General features: G+C 69.2%; 16 protein-coding genes and 2 riboswitches. Of the genes, 9 read left to right on the forward strand and 7 right to left on the reverse strand.

Features of this window, described 5'->3' with window-relative positions; translation table 11 throughout:
• The first annotated feature begins 2 nt into the window (after positions 1–2).
• The 3 genes from RCP37_RS16530 to RCP37_RS16540 are packed head-to-tail and all read left to right on the forward strand — an operon-like array spanning position 3 to position 3,725.
• Positions 3–2,357: a bifunctional hydrogenobyrinic acid a,c-diamide synthase/histidinol phosphate aminotransferase CobBC gene (locus RCP37_RS16530; protein WP_308484101.1), complete on the forward strand. Its 2,355-nt coding sequence runs from the start codon at positions 3–5 to the stop codon at positions 2,355–2,357.
• Positions 2,354–3,274, forward strand: coding sequence for a cobalamin biosynthesis protein (locus RCP37_RS16535; RefSeq protein WP_308484102.1), 921 nt, complete (start codon positions 2,354–2,356; stop codon positions 3,272–3,274). Before RCP37_RS16530 ends, RCP37_RS16535 begins: the two co-directional genes overlap by 4 nt.
• A gap of 13 nt (positions 3,275–3,287) precedes the next feature.
• Positions 3,288–3,725 carry a GNAT family N-acetyltransferase gene (locus RCP37_RS16540; protein ID WP_308484103.1) on the forward strand — a complete coding sequence of 146 codons (438 nt, stop codon included), beginning with the start codon at positions 3,288–3,290 and terminating at the stop codon, positions 3,723–3,725.
• Between the two features lie 5 nt (positions 3,726–3,730).
• On the opposite strand, the gene RCP37_RS16545 is transcribed toward RCP37_RS16540, so the two are convergent.
• Positions 3,731–4,093 (reverse strand): hypothetical protein, encoded by a 363-nt coding sequence (locus RCP37_RS16545; protein ID WP_308484104.1) that lies wholly within the window; start codon positions 4,091–4,093, stop codon positions 3,731–3,733.
• 110 nt (positions 4,094–4,203) lie between these two features.
• Here RCP37_RS16545 and RCP37_RS16550 point away from each other — a divergent pair, with 110 nt between their 5' ends.
• Positions 4,204–5,580 carry an HNH endonuclease signature motif containing protein gene (locus RCP37_RS16550; RefSeq protein ID WP_308484105.1) on the forward strand — a complete coding sequence of 459 codons (1,377 nt, stop codon included), beginning with the start codon at positions 4,204–4,206 and terminating at the stop codon, positions 5,578–5,580.
• Positions 5,581–5,586: 6 nt separating this feature from the next.
• Here RCP37_RS16550 and RCP37_RS16555 read toward each other — a convergent pair whose 3' ends face one another.
• The gene (locus RCP37_RS16555; RefSeq protein WP_308484106.1) at positions 5,587–6,012 is read right to left on the reverse strand and encodes a nitroreductase family deazaflavin-dependent oxidoreductase; all 426 of its coding nucleotides are present in this window, start codon (positions 6,010–6,012) and stop codon (positions 5,587–5,589) included.
• Between the two features lie 14 nt (positions 6,013–6,026).
• Positions 6,027–6,317 (reverse strand): antibiotic biosynthesis monooxygenase family protein, encoded by a 291-nt coding sequence (locus RCP37_RS16560; protein ID WP_046283492.1) that lies wholly within the window; start codon positions 6,315–6,317, stop codon positions 6,027–6,029.
• A 123-nt stretch (positions 6,318–6,440) separates the two neighbouring features.
• On the opposite strand from RCP37_RS16560, the gene RCP37_RS16565 reads away from it, so the two are divergent.
• Complete coding sequence (locus RCP37_RS16565; protein WP_308484107.1) at positions 6,441–6,887, forward strand: hypothetical protein; 447 nt, start codon at positions 6,441–6,443, stop codon at positions 6,885–6,887.
• Here RCP37_RS16565 and RCP37_RS16570 read toward each other — a convergent pair.
• From RCP37_RS16570 to cobN, 4 genes are read right to left on the reverse strand one after another with little or no spacing between them, the layout of a single operon-like run.
• Entirely contained in the window at positions 6,873–7,607 is a 735-nt protein-coding gene (locus RCP37_RS16570; protein WP_308484108.1) for a cobalt-precorrin-6A reductase, read from the reverse strand. The two genes, RCP37_RS16565 and RCP37_RS16570, sit on opposite strands and share 15 nt — an antisense overlap.
• Positions 7,604–9,052, reverse strand: coding sequence for a cobyric acid synthase (locus RCP37_RS16575; protein ID WP_308484109.1), 1,449 nt, complete (start codon positions 9,050–9,052; stop codon positions 7,604–7,606). Before RCP37_RS16575 ends, RCP37_RS16570 begins: the two co-directional genes overlap by 4 nt.
• Positions 9,052–9,789: a precorrin-6A synthase (deacetylating) gene (gene cobF / locus RCP37_RS16580; RefSeq protein ID WP_308484110.1), complete on the reverse strand. Its 738-nt coding sequence runs from the start codon at positions 9,787–9,789 to the stop codon at positions 9,052–9,054. The genes RCP37_RS16575 and cobF overlap by 1 nt, the downstream gene beginning before the upstream one ends.
• On the reverse strand, positions 9,786–13,376 hold the full coding sequence (cobN, locus tag RCP37_RS16585; protein ID WP_308484111.1) for a cobaltochelatase subunit CobN: 3,591 nt from the start codon (positions 13,374–13,376) through the stop codon (positions 9,786–9,788). The genes cobF and cobN overlap by 4 nt, the downstream gene beginning before the upstream one ends.
• A gap of 29 nt (positions 13,377–13,405) precedes the next feature.
• Positions 13,406–13,516: riboswitch (cobalamin riboswitch) on the reverse strand.
• Positions 13,517–13,522: 6 nt separating this feature from the next.
• Positions 13,523–13,709, forward strand: a riboswitch (cobalamin riboswitch).
• 38 nt (positions 13,710–13,747) lie between these two features.
• On the opposite strand from cobN, the gene RCP37_RS16590 reads away from it, so the two are divergent.
• The 4 genes from RCP37_RS16590 to RCP37_RS16605 are packed head-to-tail and all read left to right on the forward strand — an operon-like array spanning position 13,748 to position 18,325.
• The gene (locus tag RCP37_RS16590; protein WP_373693042.1) at positions 13,748–14,959 is read left to right on the forward strand and encodes an ABC transporter substrate-binding protein; all 1,212 of its coding nucleotides are present in this window, start codon (positions 13,748–13,750) and stop codon (positions 14,957–14,959) included.
• Positions 14,956–15,996: a FecCD family ABC transporter permease gene (locus RCP37_RS16595; RefSeq protein ID WP_308484113.1), complete on the forward strand. Its 1,041-nt coding sequence runs from the start codon at positions 14,956–14,958 to the stop codon at positions 15,994–15,996. The genes RCP37_RS16590 and RCP37_RS16595 overlap by 4 nt, the downstream gene beginning before the upstream one ends.
• Positions 15,993–17,732, forward strand: a complete 1,740-nt coding sequence (locus RCP37_RS16600; RefSeq protein ID WP_308484114.1) for an ATP-binding cassette domain-containing protein — start codon at positions 15,993–15,995, stop codon at positions 17,730–17,732. The genes RCP37_RS16595 and RCP37_RS16600 overlap by 4 nt, the downstream gene beginning before the upstream one ends.
• Positions 17,733–17,746: 14 nt before the next feature.
• Entirely contained in the window at positions 17,747–18,325 is a 579-nt protein-coding gene (locus RCP37_RS16605; protein ID WP_308484115.1) for a DUF7676 family protein, read from the forward strand.
• Positions 18,326–18,352 lie beyond the last annotated feature (27 nt).

Below are 18,352 nucleotides of genomic sequence, written 5' to 3' on the forward strand. Positions count from 1 at the left end.
TGGTGGGCGTTTCCCTTCCCCGGCTGGTCATCGCCGCACCCGGATCCGGGCACGGCAAGACCACGGTGGCGGTCGGAGTGATGGCCGCGCTGTCCGCCCGCGGCCTGCAGGTCAGCGGACACAAGGTCGGCCCGGACTACATCGATCCCGGCTATCACGCGCTGGCCACCGGCCGGCCGGCCCGCAACCTGGATCCGTATCTGGTCGGCACCGACCGGATCGTGCCGTTGCTGCTGCACGGCGCCGCGGGCGCGGATGTCGCCGTGATCGAAGGCGTGATGGGGCTTTTCGACGGCCGCCTGGGCACCGACGGTGAGGCCTCCACCGCCCATGTCGCGGCGTTGACGGCAACGCCGGTGATGCTGGTCGTCGACGTCTCGCATGCCTCCCGGACGCATGCGGCGGTCGTGACGGGTCTGGCCGGTTTCGATCCGGCGGTGCGCATCGCCGGGGTGGTGCTGAATAAGGCCGGCAGCGCGCGGCACGCTGATGAAGTCGTTGCCGCGCTGCGCCCCAGCGGTATTCCCGTTCTCGGGGTGTTGCCCCGCGACGCGGATGTGCAGACGCCGTCGCGCCATCTCGGGCTGGTGCCGGCAGCCGAACGCGACGAGGCGGCCGCCATGGCCGCTCGGCTTGCCGAGCTCATGGAGCAGCACGTGGACTTGGACACGCTACTGGCGGTGGCGCGCCAAGCTCCGGAATTGACCGGTAGCGCTTGGGATCCGGCTGCTGAGGTCAGCGCCGCGTCCGGGCGCCGGCCGGTGGTGGCCGTCGCCGCGGGACGCGCCTTCACGTTCGGCTATACCGAGACTTTCGAACTGCTGCGCGCCGCCGGTTGCCAAGTGGTGACCTTCGACCCGCTCACCGACACGTGCCTTCCGCCCGATACCGCAGGGGTCTACCTGGGCGGCGGGTTCCCGGAGGTCTACGCCGAGCAGTTGGGCGCCAACACCGCGCTACTGGCTGCGCTGCGGGCGGCGATCACGGCGGGCGTGCCGACCGTCGCCGAGTGTGGCGGGCTGGCGTACCTGTGCCGCCGGGTGGGTGATGACGCCGGGGTCGGCGCACTGCCGGGCGATGCGGCGATGACCCCGCGCCTGACACTGGGCTATCGCGAGGCCACGGCGGCGGCCGACAATCTGCTGGCGCGGGCCGGAGATCGGGTCACCGGGCACGAATTCCACCGCACCCAGGCCGTTTTCGATCACGCCGTCAGCGCGGCCTGGCAGCTGCCCGACGGCCCGGACGGCTTTGCCTCCGCCAGCCTGCATGCGTCTTACCTGCACACCCACTGGGCGGGGTATCCCGGGTTGGCGCAGCGGTTCGCCGACGCGGTGCACGGTTTCAGCGGTCCGGATCTGCACCATCACGGCGATGTCGAGGCCGCGCCGGGTCTGCTCGATTTCGCAGTCAACGTCTACGCCGGGCCGCGCCCGGACTGGCTCGAGCACGCCTTGCATGCCTCCCTCGACGCGGCCGTGGCCTACCCCGAGACGTCAGCGGCCCGTGCCGCGTTGGCTGCCCGGCACGGTCGCACCGCCGCGGAGGTGCTGCCCACTGCGGGCGCGTCGGAGGCCTTCGACCTAGTGGCTCGAATGCGACCGTGGCGCGCCCCGGTGGTGGTGCATCCGCAGTACACCGGCCCGCATGCCGCGTTGACCGCCGCCGGTCACAGCGTCGGCGCGGTGCTGTGCCGGGCCGACGACGGCTTCACACTGCACCCCGATGCGGTGCCCGAGGACGCCGACCTCGTCGTCGTCGGTAACCCGACCAACCCCACCGGGGTGTTACATCCGGCCCCGACGCTGCGCCAACTGCTGCGCCCAGGCCGGGTCGTGCTGGTCGATGAGGCCTTCCTCGACGCGATCCCGGGTGAGCCGCAAACCCTCTCCGGGGAGACCCATTCGGGACTGCTGGTGAGCCGCAGCCTGACCAAGCACTGGTCGATCCCCGGAGTTCGCGCGGGATATCTGCTCGGCGATCCCGCGCTGCTCGCCGAGGCGGCACGGCTGCAGATCCCCTGGTCGGTGTCCGCATCGGCGCTGGCGGCCATGCTGGCCTGCTCGGATGAGCGGGCGGCGCACGAAAGTGACTGCCGGGCTCAGCAGTTGGCTGCCTGGCGGGCGCACCTGGATGAGGGACTCGCCGCGCGTGAAGTGCGGTCTGTGGCGGGTGTGGCTCCTTTCGTGCTGGCCCAGGTCGGCCGCGGGGTACATACAGCGTTGCGTGAGAACGGTATTGCGGTGCGACGCGCCGACACTTTTCCGGGCCTGGATGCCAGCTGGGTGCGGATCGCGGTACGGCCCCCGGGCCTGACCGATCAGCTGCTGGCCGCGCTCGACCGGACGCGGCGGTGATTGCGGCCCGGGCACTCGGGCTGGCGCTCGGCTACGCCGCCGACCGCGCTTGGGGTGATCCGCGGCGACTGCATCCGGTCGCCGGGTTCGGGACGGGTGCGCTGGCGTTGGAGCGGCGGACTTACCGCGACAATCGAGCAACCGGGGTCGCCCACGTTCTGATACTGGTCGGCGGCGCCGTCGGGCTGGCGTACGCCGGTGAGCGTGCAGCCCGGAATCCGTTGGCGCGCACGGCGCTGACCGCCGCCGTCACCTGGGCGGTGCTCGGCGGCCGGTCCCTGGAACGCGAAGCCGAGACCGTGAACGCCTTCCTGGCCGCCGGCGACCTGGACTCGGCCCGGACCCAGGTCCGCAACCTGGTCGGCCGTGACACGACCGCGCTGGGACCCGACGAGATCGCGCGTGCGGTCGTCGAATCCGTGGCGGAGAACACCTCCGATGCGGTGGTGGCGTCGTTCGTATGGGGTGCGGTGGCGGGTGTTCCGGGTCTGGTCGCGCACCGCGCTGCCAACACACTGGATGCCATGATCGGGCACCGCAACGCCCGTTATGACCGGTTCGGCTGGGCGGCAGCACGATTGGATGACCTGCTGGGATTGCCGGCCTCCCGGTTGAGCGGTGTCCTGGCGGCTGCTCTGGGCCCTGATCCCGCCGGCGCGCTGCGGGCGTGGCGCCGCGACGCCCGGTATCACCCCAGCCCCAACGCCGGGGTGGTCGAGGCCGCCTTCGCCGGGGCGCTGGGGCTGCAACTTGGCGGGGTCAACACCTACTACGGAAATCGGCGTGAAGATCGCGCCCGGATGGGCTACGGTCGGGCGCCTGCGCCGTCCGACATTCCGCGGACGACGCGGCTGGCCCGGCGGGTGGGCGTGGGCGCCCTGCTCACCGCGGTGGCATGGTGCCTGACCCGAGGCTGATGAGGAGGTAGCGGTGGCGGATCTCGACGGTGTTGAGTTCTCGAGCGATGCTGCGCGCGTGGATCGAGATTGGCTCTGGAACGAGCTCGTCGAGCACACCTACTGGGCGAAGTACCGCACCCGCGCCATGTTCGACCGTCAGCTCGACAGCGCGTGGCGCACGGTGGGCGCCTACCGGGCCGGCGACGGAGCAATGATCGGTTTCTGCCGCGCGGTCTCCGACGGTGCTGCCTTCGCCTACCTCGCGGACGTGTATGTCGCGCGCGATCAGCGGGGCCGCGAGATCGGCAAGGGCTTGCTGCGGACGATGATCGACGAGGGTCCCGGTCGCGACTTCCGGTGGACGCTGCACACCGCTGACGCGCATGGCTTGTACGAGCAATTCGGCTTCGCTGTGCCTGACGCGACATACATGGAGCGGCCGTCGCGGCTGGCGCATATCCGGGACTGACACCTTCAGGCGTGCGTCAGGTCCGCTGCGTGGCTCTTCTCATTCGGCTGGACATCGCTGGCATTCGTTGATTTCAGCCGCCAGATGGTGACCAACCCGTCGGGGCCGGTCAGCTCGCCCGCAGCGAGCGCTTCGCCGATCAGGTGCCGCACGCGTGGCTCGTCGGCGGCTTCCGTGGCGAACAGCACCCGCAATACCACTTCGTCGCCGACAACGTGGTGGGCGACGTGGTGCGGCGCCAGCGGGCACGGCGGCGGGTGATCCCAGCTGCCGCACAGCGCCTTGGCGATGGCGCCGCCGGGCGCATTCGGGCTTCCGCCGGCCTTCATCACCACGACCGCATCGTGCGCGTAGGCATGGCGAACCATGGGTGGCGATGCTACGGGATTCATCCACAGTTGTGGGTTGATCCACAGGCCGGGTGGGTGATGTGGCCGGATTCGGCTGAGCTGTCCGGGCGAGTTTTTAGTGTCGGGGTATGGCAACAGCACTGGGTGCGGCAGCGGCACGGGAGCAGGTCTGCGCTGCTCTTGATGCCATTGACACCGCCCATGCGGTGTTGCGGTCGACCGCGACGGATCTGGTGGGCAACACCTTTCGCATCGAGGTCGCCGACCGATTGGAGACCCAGGACCGGGTGAATCGTGGGTTGATGTACCGGATCTTCGGCGAACTCGCCGACCCACCCGATGGTTCCGGTTCGATCGCCGCAGCACGGGCCGCATTATGCAAACGCTTGCGGATCACCCCACGCGAGATCACCCGCCGCTGCCGTTTGGCCGCCCGCATTAGGCCCCGCCGCTGCCTGACCGGTGCCGCGATCCCACCCGAACTCCCAGCCCTAGCCGCCGCAGTCGAATCCGGTTCGATTGGGGAAGACCACATCCGCGCGATCTGCCAAGCCATCGACATCCTGCCGGGATCGGTCACCCCGCCCCAGATCGCGCAGGCAGAGGCCGCCCTGATCTCCCACGCCAGCAGAGTCGACGCCGGGATGCTCACCAAGATCGGGCAACGCATCGCCGATCACCTCAACCCCGATGGGCTGTTCAGCGACCGCGACCGCGCACGACGGCGCGCCCTGACACTGGGCCGCCAAGGCCCCGACGGCATGTCCAAACTCACCGGCCTCCTAGACCCCCAAACCCGCGCCTACTTCGAAGCAGTTGCAGCCGCCGTACGCCCCGGACGACACAACCCCGATCCCACCGCCCCGGCCGCCGGTGATGACCGCACCACAGCGCAGCGCTGCCACGACGCCTTCCGCTGGGCCATGGCCACCGCCATCGCCTCGGGAAAACTCGGCACCCACCGCGGCCACCCCGTCACCGTCGTGGTCACCACCACCTTGGCCGAACTCAACCAAGCCGCCCACGCCGCCACCGACCCCACCATCGCCATGCCACCACCAGCACTGACCGGCGGCGGCTCCCGACTGCCCATGCGCGACCTGATCGCCATGGCCGCCCAATCGATTCACTACCTCGCCGTCTTCGACGACCACACCACACGACCCCTGTACCTCGGCCGACAAAAACGCATCGCCACCGCCGACCAACGCCTCATCTGCCACGCCCGCGACCGCGGCTGCACCCGACCCAACTGCCTGCAGCCGGGCTATCACTGCGAAGTGCACCACTCCACACCCTGGGCACACGGCGGACGCACCAACGCCGACGAACTGTTCTTCGCCTGCGGCTGCGACCACACCGACGCCACCGACGGCCACCAACACACCACCATCACCACCAACGGACGCCTCGGCTGGACCGACGGCACCGCACCACCCCAAATCAACCACGCCCACCACCCCGAAGAACTCCTACGCGGTGATTCCGACCCACCCGCAGCCTGATGCTGCTCAGGCGCCGGTTCTGATCAGCTCCACCACCGGAATGACCCGCTGGGTGCGTTCACGGTAGGTGGCGAAACCCGGGTAGCGCTCGGCCTGGATCCCATAGAGCCGATCGTGTTCAGCGCCGGTGATCTCGGTGGCCGTGACCGCAAACGTGTCGGTGCCGAGTTCGACAGTCGCCGAGGGGTTCGCCCGCAGGTTGTAGTACCAGCTCGGATGGTTGTCCTTGCCCTCGTTGGAGGCGAACACGATGATCCGGTCGTCCTCGGGGAGATACATCATCGGGCTGGTGCGCTGCTGGCCGGATTTGGCGCCGGTGGTGGTCAGCAACAGGACCGGGGCCCCTTCGAACCGTCCGCCCAATTTCCCACCGCTGCTACGGAACTCCGCGATATTACGGGCGTTGAACTCCAGGGTGCGCTGTGCGTCCACGGGCGGCCATCTCCTTAGTCGATACCGACGAAGTGCTCGATCACCGGCGGCGAGTCGTAGAAACCGTGCAGCAATGCGCGCCACTGCTCGAATTCCGGCGACTTCCGAAATCCCTCGGTGTGCGCCTCAATGTTCTCCCACTGCACCAGCAACAGGTAGAGGTTCGGCGATTCGACCGACCGGGACATCGAAATCCCCAGGAATCCGGGCTGGGCGGCGATCAACGGCCGCGCCTTGGCGAACGCTGCTTCGAAGTCGGCTTCGCTGCCGGGCCGGATGGGCAGTACTCCATGTTCCACAATCACGCCTGTCAGTGTGCCCGACGATGTGTGGCCTGAATTACCGCCTAAAGACTCTTGTCTGTAACCGAATGACACAGATACGTTACCTGCAACTGACAGACACAGATATCTGGAGGAGGTGACGGGATGAGCGCTCTCGCGGCGGCAGTCGTCTTTGCCTGGTTGGGCATGGTATTGGCGATCTCATTCCTCGAAGCGCCCCTGAAGTTCCGCGCGCCGGGAATCACCATCCCACTGGGGCTGGGTATCGGCAGACTGGTGTTCCGGGCCCTCAATGCGGTGGAGATCGTGCTGGCGACGGTGGTGGTGTTAGCGGTGGTCACCGCTAACACCGGACCGATTTCGCTGGCCGGGGTCTGCGTTGCGGTGGCAGTGCTGAGCGTGCAGATACTGGTGGTCCGGCCCCGGCTGCGCCGCCGCTCGGATGCGGTGCTGGCCGCGCAGACCGCCCCGCCCGGCGGGATCATCGAGCGCTCTCGCGCCCATTACGCCTACGCGGGGCTGGAGGTGGTCAAGGTCGGTGCACTGCTGACCGCGGGTGCGGCTCTGCAACTCGCCTCAGTCGCCGGTTAATACCCAGGCCAGCGCGCGCTCGACGTCGTTCACCGTGGCCACGCCCTCCGGCCGGGCCGGCCGGCGCACGACGACCACCGGCAGGCCGAGTTCCTCGGCGGCCAGCATCTTGGGCCAGGTGTATTCGCCGCCGGAGTCTTTCGTCACGACGACGTCGGCGCGGTGATCGCGCAGCAGCGCAAGTTCTCCGGGCAGCGCGTAGGGTCCGCGGTCCCTGATCAGCGACCAGCCGGGTGGCAGGTCGATCGACGGCGGCTCGACCACGCGCGCCAGCACCGACGCGTCGGCCAGCGCCGGCAGGTAGGAAGCCAACTGCTGACGCCCGATGGTCAGTACCGGCCGCCGCCCCAGCCGGGCCGCGATCTGTGCGGCCTGCTCGTGCGAGTCGGCCCAATGCCACGCCTGTCCGGCGCGCTGCGACCAGCCGGGCCGCTCGAGGCGCAGCAGGGGCCGCCCGGCCGCCGCACACGCGGCGGCCGCGTTGGCCGACATTGTCGTCGCGAAGGGGTGGGTGGCGTCCACGACGACGTCGTAGTCGGTCAATGCCGCACGCAGACCGTCGATTCCGCCGAAACCGCCGATCCGCACCGCCCCGACCGGCAACCGTGGGTCGGCGACCCGCCCGGCCAGCGACGTTGTGACGTCGACACCCGCAGCGACCAGCCGATCGGCGAGGGCCCGGGCTTCGGCAGTGCCACCGAGCAGCAGCACGCGCGTCACGGTGCCCCCGGCGGCAGGAACGGCATACCCCGAGGCGCACCGGCCGCCAACTCCACCAGAGCGTCGATGTCCAGATGCTCCTCGACCAGATCCCCGAGCAGGTCCAGCCGGCGCTCCCGGGCGGCGGGAAAGGACACCTGCGACGGCGCCAGGCCGAGGGTTTCGGCCAGGAACGCCGCACGCAACGCGTCGACCTCCAAACACCCGTGCCGCATGGTGCCGAAAACCTGGCCGGCGCGGACTCCGCCGGGAAACGCATCCGCGACATCCCCGCGGCTGATCCGGCCATGATGTATCTCGTATCCGCCATCGGAGAGCCGCAGCACTTTCTCTGCGGCAAAACATGTTTCAACGTCCAGCAGGCCAAGACCGGCCACTTCGCCGGGCGCTCCCTCGATTCCCTCGGGGTCGCGAATCATTCGGCCCAGCATCTGAAAGCCCCCGCAGATACCCAGCACCGGCTTGCCCGCGGCGGCGTGCGCGGCGATCGCGGAATCGATCCCGCGTGACCGCAGCCAAGCCAGATCGCTGATGGTTGCCCGGGTTCCGGGCAGCACCACCAGATCAGCGTCGGACATCCCACGCGGGTCGGCGGCGAACACCACGTCCAGGTCGGGCTCCAGTCCGAGGGCGTCCAGGTCGGTGAAGTTGCTGATCCGCGGAAACCGGATCACCGCGACCCGCCGCGCCCCGGTGCGCGCGGAGCGTCGGCCGTCCAGATCCAGCGCATCCTCGGAGTCCAGCCACAGCTCCGGGTGCCACGGCAGGGTGCCGAACACCCGCCTGCCGGTGAGGCGTTCCAGATCCGCCAGGCCGGGCTCCAGCAACCGCAGCTGGCCGCGGAACTTGTTGACGATGAACCCCGCCACCAGCGCCTGGTCCTCTTCCGACAGCAGCGCGACGGTGCCGAAGAACGCCGCGAACACCCCGCCGCGATCGACGTCACCGACGACCACCACCGGCAGGCCGGCGTGGCGCGCCAGGCCCATGTTCACGTAATCGCCGGCGCGCAAATTGATCTCGGTCGGGCTGCCGGCCCCCTCGGCGACGATCACGTCATAGCGCCCGGCGAGATCGTCGTAAGCACTGTGCGCGGCCGTAGCCAACTCCGCCCGGCCGTGCATCCAGTTCGACGACGAGAGCGTCCCCCACGGCCGGCCCATGAGCACCACATGACTTTGCTGGTCACTGCCGGGCTTGAGCAGAACCGGATTCATCGCCGGCTCCGGGTCAACGCGCGCAGCGCAAGCCTGAATCCATTGCGCCCGGCCGATCTCAGTCGTCACCCCGTCAGCACCGACGCACACCATGGAGTTGTTCGACATGTTCTGCGCCTTGTAAGGCGCCACCCGCACGCCGCGGCGAGCCAGCGCCCGGCACACTCCGGTGGCCACCACGGTCTTACCGGCGTCGCTGGTGGTTCCGGCGATCAGAACGCCGGCCATCAGGTCCGCCGCACCAGGAACACATCCATCACCCAGCCCGCCTCGGCCCGGGCCGCAGCGCGGGCGGCCGCGATCTCCTCGGCCACCTCAGAGACCCGGCCGGTGACCAACCGCTCCCCCGCCGCGCCGAGGTTGGCGCCCCACCAGATCGTCCAGTCGGCCACCGCCGAAAGGTCGAGCGCCTCCGGGTTGAGCATCGCAACGATGTTGTCCTGACCAGCGACAACCGCCTCTGCCAGCCGCCGCCCGGTGGTGATGTGCACCGGACGGCCCACCTCGTGCAACACGATCCGGTGCCGGGCGGCCAACAGTTGCGGGGCGCTGATCCCAGGAAGAACCTCGTAATCCAGTTCAACACCTAGGGCTTTCACCTGCTCGACGATGCGGATCGTCGAGTCGTACAGCGCCGGGTCGCCCCAGACCAGGAAGGCGGCCGTCCCGCCGCGGGCCCGCAGCACGTCGGCGTAGCGCTGCGCCCGCGCCGCGTGCCAGTCGGCCACGGCGCGGGTGTAGCCGGGCTCGGTCAGCCCCGGGGAGCGATCGCGGGCCGGGTCGGCGACCGCGACGATCGGAGTCGAGGCGGCGTAAGCGTCGACGATCGAGCGCCGTAATGCCAAAAGGCTGTCGTCGGAGGACTTCTCGGATGCCACTATGTAGTCGGCCGACCGCAGTGCGCTGGCGACCTCGGCGGTGACGTGCGCAGGTCCCATACCGATTCCGAGAATCCAGACTTTCACCGATCCTCCAGGTCGCCTTCTACGTCCAGGTAAGCCTGCCGCAACGCCGCCATGGTCTCGGGGTCGGGGTGCTCCCACAGGCCGCGGTCGGCGGCTTCGGTCAACCGTTCCACAATGCCCTGGAGCGCCCAGGGGTTGGACTTGTCGAGGAACTCCCGAGTCTGCGGGTCCAAGACATATTCGGCCGCGAGCTTTTCGTACATCCAGTCGTGCACAACGCCGGCGGTGGCGTCGAAGCCGAACAGGTAGTCCACGGTGGCGGCCAGTTCGAACGCACCCTTGTAGCCGTGGCGACGCATCGCGGAGATCCAGCGTGGGTTGACCACCCGCGCGCGGAACACCCGCGCGGTCTCTTCGGCCAGAGTGCGGGTGCGGATGGCATCCGGCGAGGTCGAGTCGCCCACATAGGCTTTCGGGTCGGCACCGGTCAGCGCACGCACGGTCGCGATCATGCCGCCGTGATAGACGAAGTAGTCGTCGGAGTCGGCGATGTCATGCTCGCGGGTGTCGATGTTCTTGGCGGCCACCTTGATCCGGCGGTAGTTGGTGCGCATGTCGTCGGCAGCCGGCGCGCCACTCAGTCCCCGGCCGTAGGCGAACCCACCCCAGGTGGTGTAGACCTCGGCCAGGTCCTTGTCGTCACGCCACGTCCCGGATTCGATGACCTGCAGGATTCCCGCCCCGTACGAGCCGGGCGCCGAGCCGAAGATCCGGGTGGTGGCGCGGCGCAGATCCCCGTGTTCGGCGAGGTCGGCGCGAGCGTGCGCGGCCACGAAGTTCGCGTCGTCGGGCTCGTCGAGGGTGGCGACCATCTGCACCGCGTCGTCGAGCATCGACACCACGTGCGGGAAAGCGTCGCGGAAGAACCCCGAGATGCGCACTGTCACGTCGATTCTGGGCCGGCCAAGCTCCTCAGGTGAGATGACCGCCAGCCCGGACACCCTCCGCGACGCCTCATCCCACTCGGGACGCACGCCGAGCAGGGCCAGCACCTCGGCAATGTCGTCGCCGGAGGTGCGCATCGCCGAAGTACCCCACACCGATAGCCCGACCGACTCCGGGTAGCCGCCGGTGTCATCGAGGTAGCGCCGCACCAACGAGTCGGCCATCGCCTGCCCGGTCTGCCACGCCAGCCGGGACGGCACCGCGCGGGGGTCGACGGTGTAGAAGTTGCGCCCGGTGGGCAACACGTTGACCAGACCACGCAGCGGCGACCCGGACGGCCCGGGTCGTACGAACCCGCCGGCCAGCGCGTGCAGCACCGCGTCCAGCTCGGCCGAGGTGCCGGCCAGTCGCGGAACCACCTCGGTGGCAGCGAATCTCAGCACCCGGCATACCTCGGGGTCGGGATGCAGCGTGTCGGCCACGCCGATCTCCCACTCAGCCGCCTCCATGGCTTCGACCAAGGCGCGGGCGCGGCCCTCGATCTCGTCGACGACCGCCGCAGCGGCGTCTTCCTTGAGTCCCAGCGCGGCCCGCAGGCCCGGTACCGCATGGTCTACCCCGCCCCACACCTGTGGAGCACGCAGGATCGCCAGCACCAGGTTCACCCGCTCCGGTCCAGTCGGAGCGCCACCGAGCACGTGCAGGCCGTCACGGATCTGGGCGTCCTTGATCTCACAGAGCCAGCCGTCGACATGCAGCAGGAAGTCGTCGAACTCCTCGTCCTCGGGCCGCTCATCCAGCCCCAGGTCGCGGTGCATCTCCGCGGCCCGCATCAGATTCCAGATCTCGCCTCGGATCGCCGGCAGTTTGGCCGGGTCCATGGACGCGATGTTGCCGTACTCATCGAGCAGTTGCTCGAGACGCGCGATGTCGCCGTAGGACTCCGCCCGTGCCATCGGCGGGATCAAATGGTCGACGATCGTGGCGTGCGCCCGCCGCTTGGCCTGGGCGCCCTCGCCGGGGTCGTTGACCAGGAACGGGTAGATCAACGGCAGGTCGGCGATCATCGCGTCGGTGGCGCACGCGGAAGACAACGCCGCGGTCTTACCGGGCAGCCATTCCATCGATCCGTGCTTGCCCAGGTGGATCACCGCGTGCGCACCGAAACCATGTGCCAGCCAACGGTATGCAGCCAGGTAGTGGTGGCTGGGCGGCAACTCCGGATCGTGGTAGATCGCCACCGGGTTCTCCCCGAAGCCACGGGGCGGCTGGATCATCAGCACGACATTGCCGGATTGCAGTGCGGCCAAAACGATCTCGCCGGCGTCGTTGACGAACAACTTGCCCGGCGCCGGACCCCACGCTGTCGTCATGGCATTGCGCAGGTCGTCGGGCAGCTCAGCGGTCCACTGCGCATACTGCTGCGCGGTGACCCGCACCTGCGCGCCGTCCAGCTGCGTAGCAGACAGCCAGTCCTCGTCCTGACCGCCGGCCTCGATCAGGGTGTGGATGAGGCGATCGCCCGCCTGCGTCTCGTCAGCGACGTCGAGCACCCCAAAGCCGTCCCCGACGTCATACCCCTCCGCCGCCAGCCGCTGCAGCAGCCGCACGGCCGACACCGGCGTGTCCAGACCGACGGCGTTGCCCACCCGGGAGTGCTTGGTGGGATAGGCCGACAGCACCAGCGCCAGCTTCTTCTGCGCATTCGGGATACGGCGCAGCACAGCGTGATTCACCGCCACCCCGGCCACGCGGGCGCAGCGTTCGGGATCGGCGGCGTAGTGCGGCAGCCCGTCGTCGTCGATCTCCTTGAAAGAGAACGGAACCGTGATGATCCGTCCGTCGAATTCTGGGATGGCGATCTGGGTGGCCGAATCCAGCGGGGTCACGCCGTCGTCGTTGGCCTCCCAATCCGCGCGCGACGATGCCAGGCACAGCCCCTGGAACACCGGGATGTCCAGCGCAGCGATCTGTTCGATGTCCCACGCGCCGTCGTCATCGCCGGCACTGACCCCCGCGGTGGCGTTCATCGCCCCACCGGCCGCCAGCATGCAGACCACCAGCGCATCGAGGCGCCCCAGCGCGGCGAAGAGCTCGTCGGGGGCGTTGCGCAGCGACGCGGCGAAGATCGGCACCCCGACCGCCCTGGTGCCGAGCTCCACCCCATCAATGGCGTCGGCCAGGGCGTGCGCGAAACCGGCGTTGCCGCTGACCTCGTGGGCGCGGTAGTACAGCACCCCGATCCGCACCGCGTCGGAAGACTCGACCGCCGCCCGTTGGCCGTAACCCCACTCCGGGATCACCGCCGGCTCCTCGAAGCCTTCCCCGGTGAGCAGCACCGTGTCGCACAGAAACGCGTGCAGCTGCGCGAGGTTGGCCGGCCCGCCCTCGGCGAGATAGGCGTGCGCCTGCGCGGCCAGGCCGATCGGGACCGTGGAGCACTCCATCAGCTCGGCGTTGGGCGAGCGCTCCCCGCCGAGCACCACCAGCGGCAGGCCGGTCGCGCGCAGCAGCTTCAGTTCGTCGGCGATCTCGGCGGAGGACCCCAGGATGCGCAACACTACGACGTCGGCGCCGTTGACCAGCGGTTCGATGTCGTGGCGTGCGGGGTTCCCGAGCCGGTACGCCGCGCCGCTGGCCCGCGCGGACAGCAGGTCAGTGTCGGAAGTGGACAGCAACGCGATACGGCGTGCCTGCACCATCAGGGGCCTCCTCGGGGTTCTCGCCCCTCGTCGTAGGAAGTCTCGTGGCCGTATCTGGCTAGGGGCACGCGACCCCTCACAGTGGCGGAACCGCCCCGGATTCACACCGGGTTCCTGACGCCACGAGACGGCGGCCAGCCTAACGCAGCACGGCATGCAACAATGTCGCCGGTAAGGCGATGACGAATGAGGAAGCCGGTGTGAATCCGGCGCGGTCCCGCCACTGTCATCGGGGAGCGACCCTCATCAGCCACGGCCCGCCACTTGTGGGGTTGGAAGGCGAGGCGAGCAGTGATCCGAGAGCCAGGAGACTCACGTCAACGCGTCCTGCGAACCGGGGCGGTGTACCCCGAGGAAGCTGACTCACGCCCATGCCCCGTGCGCTGCGGGTAGTTCCTGCGCTCCTGGTAGCACTGGCCTTGACGCTGACAACGGCGTTGGCCGGCTGTTCTGGCGAACCCTCTTCCAGCACCCTGCAGGCGCGTGCCGGCTGCATCACCGACTTCGATCCGACCGCCGACTACTTTCCGGACAAGTCGACGCTGACCGAAGCCACCAACTTCGCCATCACCTACCACGGCAGCTACCAGGTTCTGACGGTCAAGCGGCCCTACCTCGGCGGAAAGCCGGTGTCCTGGGTGCTGGTGCGCTGCGGTGCGCCCGCGCCGGCGCTGACCGGCGAGCTGGCGACTGCCCAGCGGATCACCGTCCCGGTGCACAGCCTCTACTCGGGCTCGACGACGCACCTGGCGATGATCACCGAACTCGGCCAAGCCGGTGTGGTGACAGGAGTGGCGAGTCCGGCGGCCGTCGCCGACCCGCAGATCCGCGCGCGCATCGAGACCGGTGAGATCGTCGGCTACGCCCCCGGCGGCCAGATCAATATCGAGCGCGTGATCGGCGCGGGCCCCGACCTGCTGGTCACCGAGGGCATCGACGATCCCGGCTATCCCAAGCTGCGCGAAGCCGGTACCCCGGTACTGGCCGACGCCGAATGGCTGGAGGCCACCCCGCTGGGCCGCGCCGAGTGGATCAAGGTGTTCGCCGCGCTGACCGGGACCGAACGCCAAGCCGCGCAGGTCTACCAGGACATCCGCGACCGATATCACGCCCTGGCCGCGCAAGCCGCCACAGCCAAGCCCGTCGAGGTCTTGGTCGGCACCATGTATTCGGGCAGCTGGTCGATGCCCACCGGCGACAGCTACTCGGGGCGTCTGGTCGCCGACGCCGGGGGCACCTACCCCTGGCTGTCGGACACCGGCGCCGAGAACCGGCAACTGAACTTCGAGTCGGTGTACGCGCGTGCCGGCACCGCGCCGGTCTGGCTGGTCACCGACGACTGGCAAACCCTGGGCGACGCGGTGGCCCGCGACAGTCGCTACGGCGAGCTGACCGCGCTGCGGACCGGCCATGTGTGGTCGGCCACCAAGGCTCAGGGCACCGGGCCAGAAAAAGGAAGAAACCTCTACTGGGAACGCGGCACGGCCCGACCGGATCTGCTGCTCGGCGACTTGGTCGCGATCCTGCATCCTGAGCTCGCTGCCAACCACGCCTTCGAGTTCTACCGGCGGGTGCCGCGATGAAGCCGCGTATCGCCGTGGTGCTGACCGCGCTGAGCGCAACGGTGGTTCTGCTGGCCGTGCTGGGATTGGTGCTCGGCCCGGTGCGGGTGCCGGTGCTCGACACCGTGCAGGTGCTGTTCGGCGCCGAACCCTCCGACCCGCGCTGGCAGGTGATCGTGTGGAACATGCGACTGCCGCGGGTGCTGACCGCGCTGGCCGCCGGGTCCGCGCTGGGTGTCGCCGGCCTGCAGCTGCAAACCCTGTTCCGTAACACCCTCGCCGATCCCTACATTCTGGGCGTGAGCTCCGGGGCCAGCCTCGGCGTTGCGGTGGTGGTGCTACTCGGTGGGGCGGCCGGCGGCGGTTTCACCTCCGCAGTGGCCGGCGCCAGCCGCGCCGCGGAAGTGATCGCGGCGGCCCTGGGGGCGGCGGCCATGCTCACGCTGGTTCTGGTGCTGTCGCGATGGACCCGCTCGGCGGCGACGCTGCTGCTGATCGGCGTGATGATCGGCGCGGCCAGCACCGCGCTGGTGAGCTTGGCGCTGGTGTACTCCGATCCGCAGCGGGTGCAGCAGTACCTGTTGTGGGGCCTGGGCAGCTTCGCCGGAACCGGTTGGGCCGATTTGGAGTTGCTGCTGCCGCTGGTGGCCGTGGGGCTGTTGACCGCGGCGATGACGATCCGGCCGCTCAATGCCCTGCTGCTCGGCGAGAGTTACGCGGCGACGATGGGCATCAACGTGCACCGGGCCCGGATCGTCACAGTCGTCTCCGCCTCACTGCTGGCCGGTGTGACGACCGCGTTCTGCGGACCGATCGCGTTCCTCGGCCTGGTGGTGCCGCACGTGGCCCGCATCGTGATGGGCACCTCCGATCACCGAGTGGTGGTCCCGGCGGTGGTCTTGCTGGGCGCGGTCGCCGCGCTGGCCTGCGGCATAGTCAGCCAGGTGCCCGGCAGCGACCTGGTCATCCCGATCAACGCGGTCACCGCGCTGGTCGGGGCGCCGGTGGTGATCGCCGTGCTGCTGCGGGCCCGGCGCGGATCGGGGTTGCCGTCATGAACCCGGCCGTCGAGCTCGCCGGCCTGGCGATCGGCTACCGCAGCCGGCGCCGGTCGACGACAGTGGCGACCGGGCTGGCCGCCCAGGCCCGCCGCGGCGAACTGACCGTGCTGATCGGGCCCAACGGTGCCGGCAAGTCCACCCTGATCCGCACCCTGGCGGGGTTGCAGCCCGCGCTCGGCGGACGTGTTCTGTTGGACGGCGCTGACCTGACCGCGCTCCCCCGTGACGAACTGGCCCGCCGGGTCGCGGTGGTGCTGACCGAACGAGTCGACCCCGGCTTGTTGTCGGCGCGGGAACTGGTTGGGCTGGGCCGCATCCCACACCTGGGGCTGGGTGCCCGACTTCGCCCGGCCGATGAGGAGATCATCGACTGGGCACTGGCGGCGACCGGCGCGCAGCATCTGGCATCGCGGCCGGCGGCCGAACTGTCCGACGGCGAATGCCAGCGGGTCCTGACCGCGCGCGCGCTGGCCCAGCAGCCGGGTCTGCTGATCCTCGACGAGCCGACCGCGTTCCTGGACGTGTCGTCGCGGGCCGCACTGTTCGGGCTGCTGCGCGAACTCGCCCGCGACCAGCAGTTGGCGGTGGTGCTCAGCACCCACGACCTGGAATTGGCGCTGCGGGTGGCCGATCGGGTGTGGCTGATGGATCCGGCGGGCATCCTGGTGGACACCGTCGGTGAGGAGTTGATGTTGTCCGGGCGCATCGGGGACATGTTCGGCAACGACACCCTGCGTTTCGACCCGGCTAGCGGCATGTTCGAGTTCATCGAGGCTAATAACGAACGCACCGCCCGGGTCGACGCCCAAGAGCCGTTGCGCTCCGCACTGATCCGGGTGCTGTCTCGGGAAAGCTGGGGCATCGACGATTCCGCCGAAATCGTGCTCACGGCAACCGATCACGCTGCCATCACGCTGCGCACCTCCAGCGGCAATCAGATCACCGCGCTGCGCGACCTGCCGCAGCGACTGCGCGCCCTGCCAGCGACCCCGCACCGCTGCGCCTCCCAGGATCAGACGATCACGGCACTGGCCGAGTTATCGGCTGTCAGCTCATATTTCGCGGTCTCCACCGGGACCGCGGACGATGCTGACTGGCATCCGGTGACACAGCTCTACACCGATCCCGATCTGCTCGCGGGTGCCATCGCCGGCGTGCAGGACCGCATCGGAGCCGCAGATCTCCGCGTGGCCGTGTCCACCTTCTATCTCGGATTCGCGGCACGACTGTGGTCGATCGGTCTGGGCGGACTCGCCGAGCACAGCCTCTTGATCGATCTGGATCCCGACCAGCTCTGGTACGCCGATTCGGGCGGGCCGGTCCGCCTGTACCTGCCGAATCCGACGGCCTGGCAGGGGTCTTCGACGAACGACGAACTGGAGCCGGCGCTGGCCGACATGATCCTGACCGGGCACCTGGAACCGTTGGCCGTCGCGGTGCGCCGGCTCGGTCCGATCTCGGAGGGGCTGCTGCGAGGCAATATCGCCTCCGCAGCGCTGGGCGCTGCCCGCGCCCTGCGCTGGCACCATGGCGGGGACCTTGCAGACCAGCCTATCTGGGACCTCGCGCGCACCATGTGCGATGACGAACGACTCGCTGGCGCAGTAAGTTTCAGCGACTCCGGGACAGATTACCGCCGAGCCAGCTGCTGCCTGTTCTATCGCACGCCCGGCGGCGGGCTGTGCGGCGACTGCGCACTGACCCACAAGCCCCAGGTTCGCCTGAACCCATGAAGGAAGGGATTCCCATGACCGAGAACACCGGAACCGTCGTCGCCGATCCCCCGATCGTCGACACCGAAGACCGCGGTCGCGAACAACGCTGGCCGCTGCCGACCGATCAGCAGAGCCTGCTGGACCTGCTGCACCTGTGCTTCGACGAGTACTGGAACGAGATCTGGTTCGGCATCATCATGGAAGGCGCGGCCTGGGAGGTGGCCGCACCCAACGCGCCGCGCAAGATCGGCATGCTCGACGGCTACGCCACCATCGACTTCGGCCGCTGGCATTTTCACCTGTGCATCGGCAAGCACCGGGCCAGCGGGAACGAGCTGGGCCGCATTCGGAGATGCACCCGGGCCGAGCTGTACCGCCGCATCGGCAAGGACGGCAACCCCCAGTCGTGGGGCGTGCGCCTGTTCAACGGGCGCGACGAGCAGATGATGACCGTGATGCTGCCGAACCCGTTCCTCACCAACGACCAGCAGATGCGCGACGAGCCCGAGTGGGGCCAGCTGGAGTTGTGGGACAAGCTGCGCGAGAAGTATCTGGGCCTGGGGCCGGACGCGCTGGACCGCGGCGGGAATCGGATCCGCTGCGGCGGCTAGGAAAAGCGACGTTGATTTTGCGCCCAG

Origin of the sequence: Mycolicibacter sp. MU0102 (assembly GCF_963378105.1) — a bacterium.
Taxonomy (GTDB): Bacteria; Actinomycetota; Actinomycetes; order Mycobacteriales; family Mycobacteriaceae; genus Mycobacterium; species Mycobacterium holstebronense.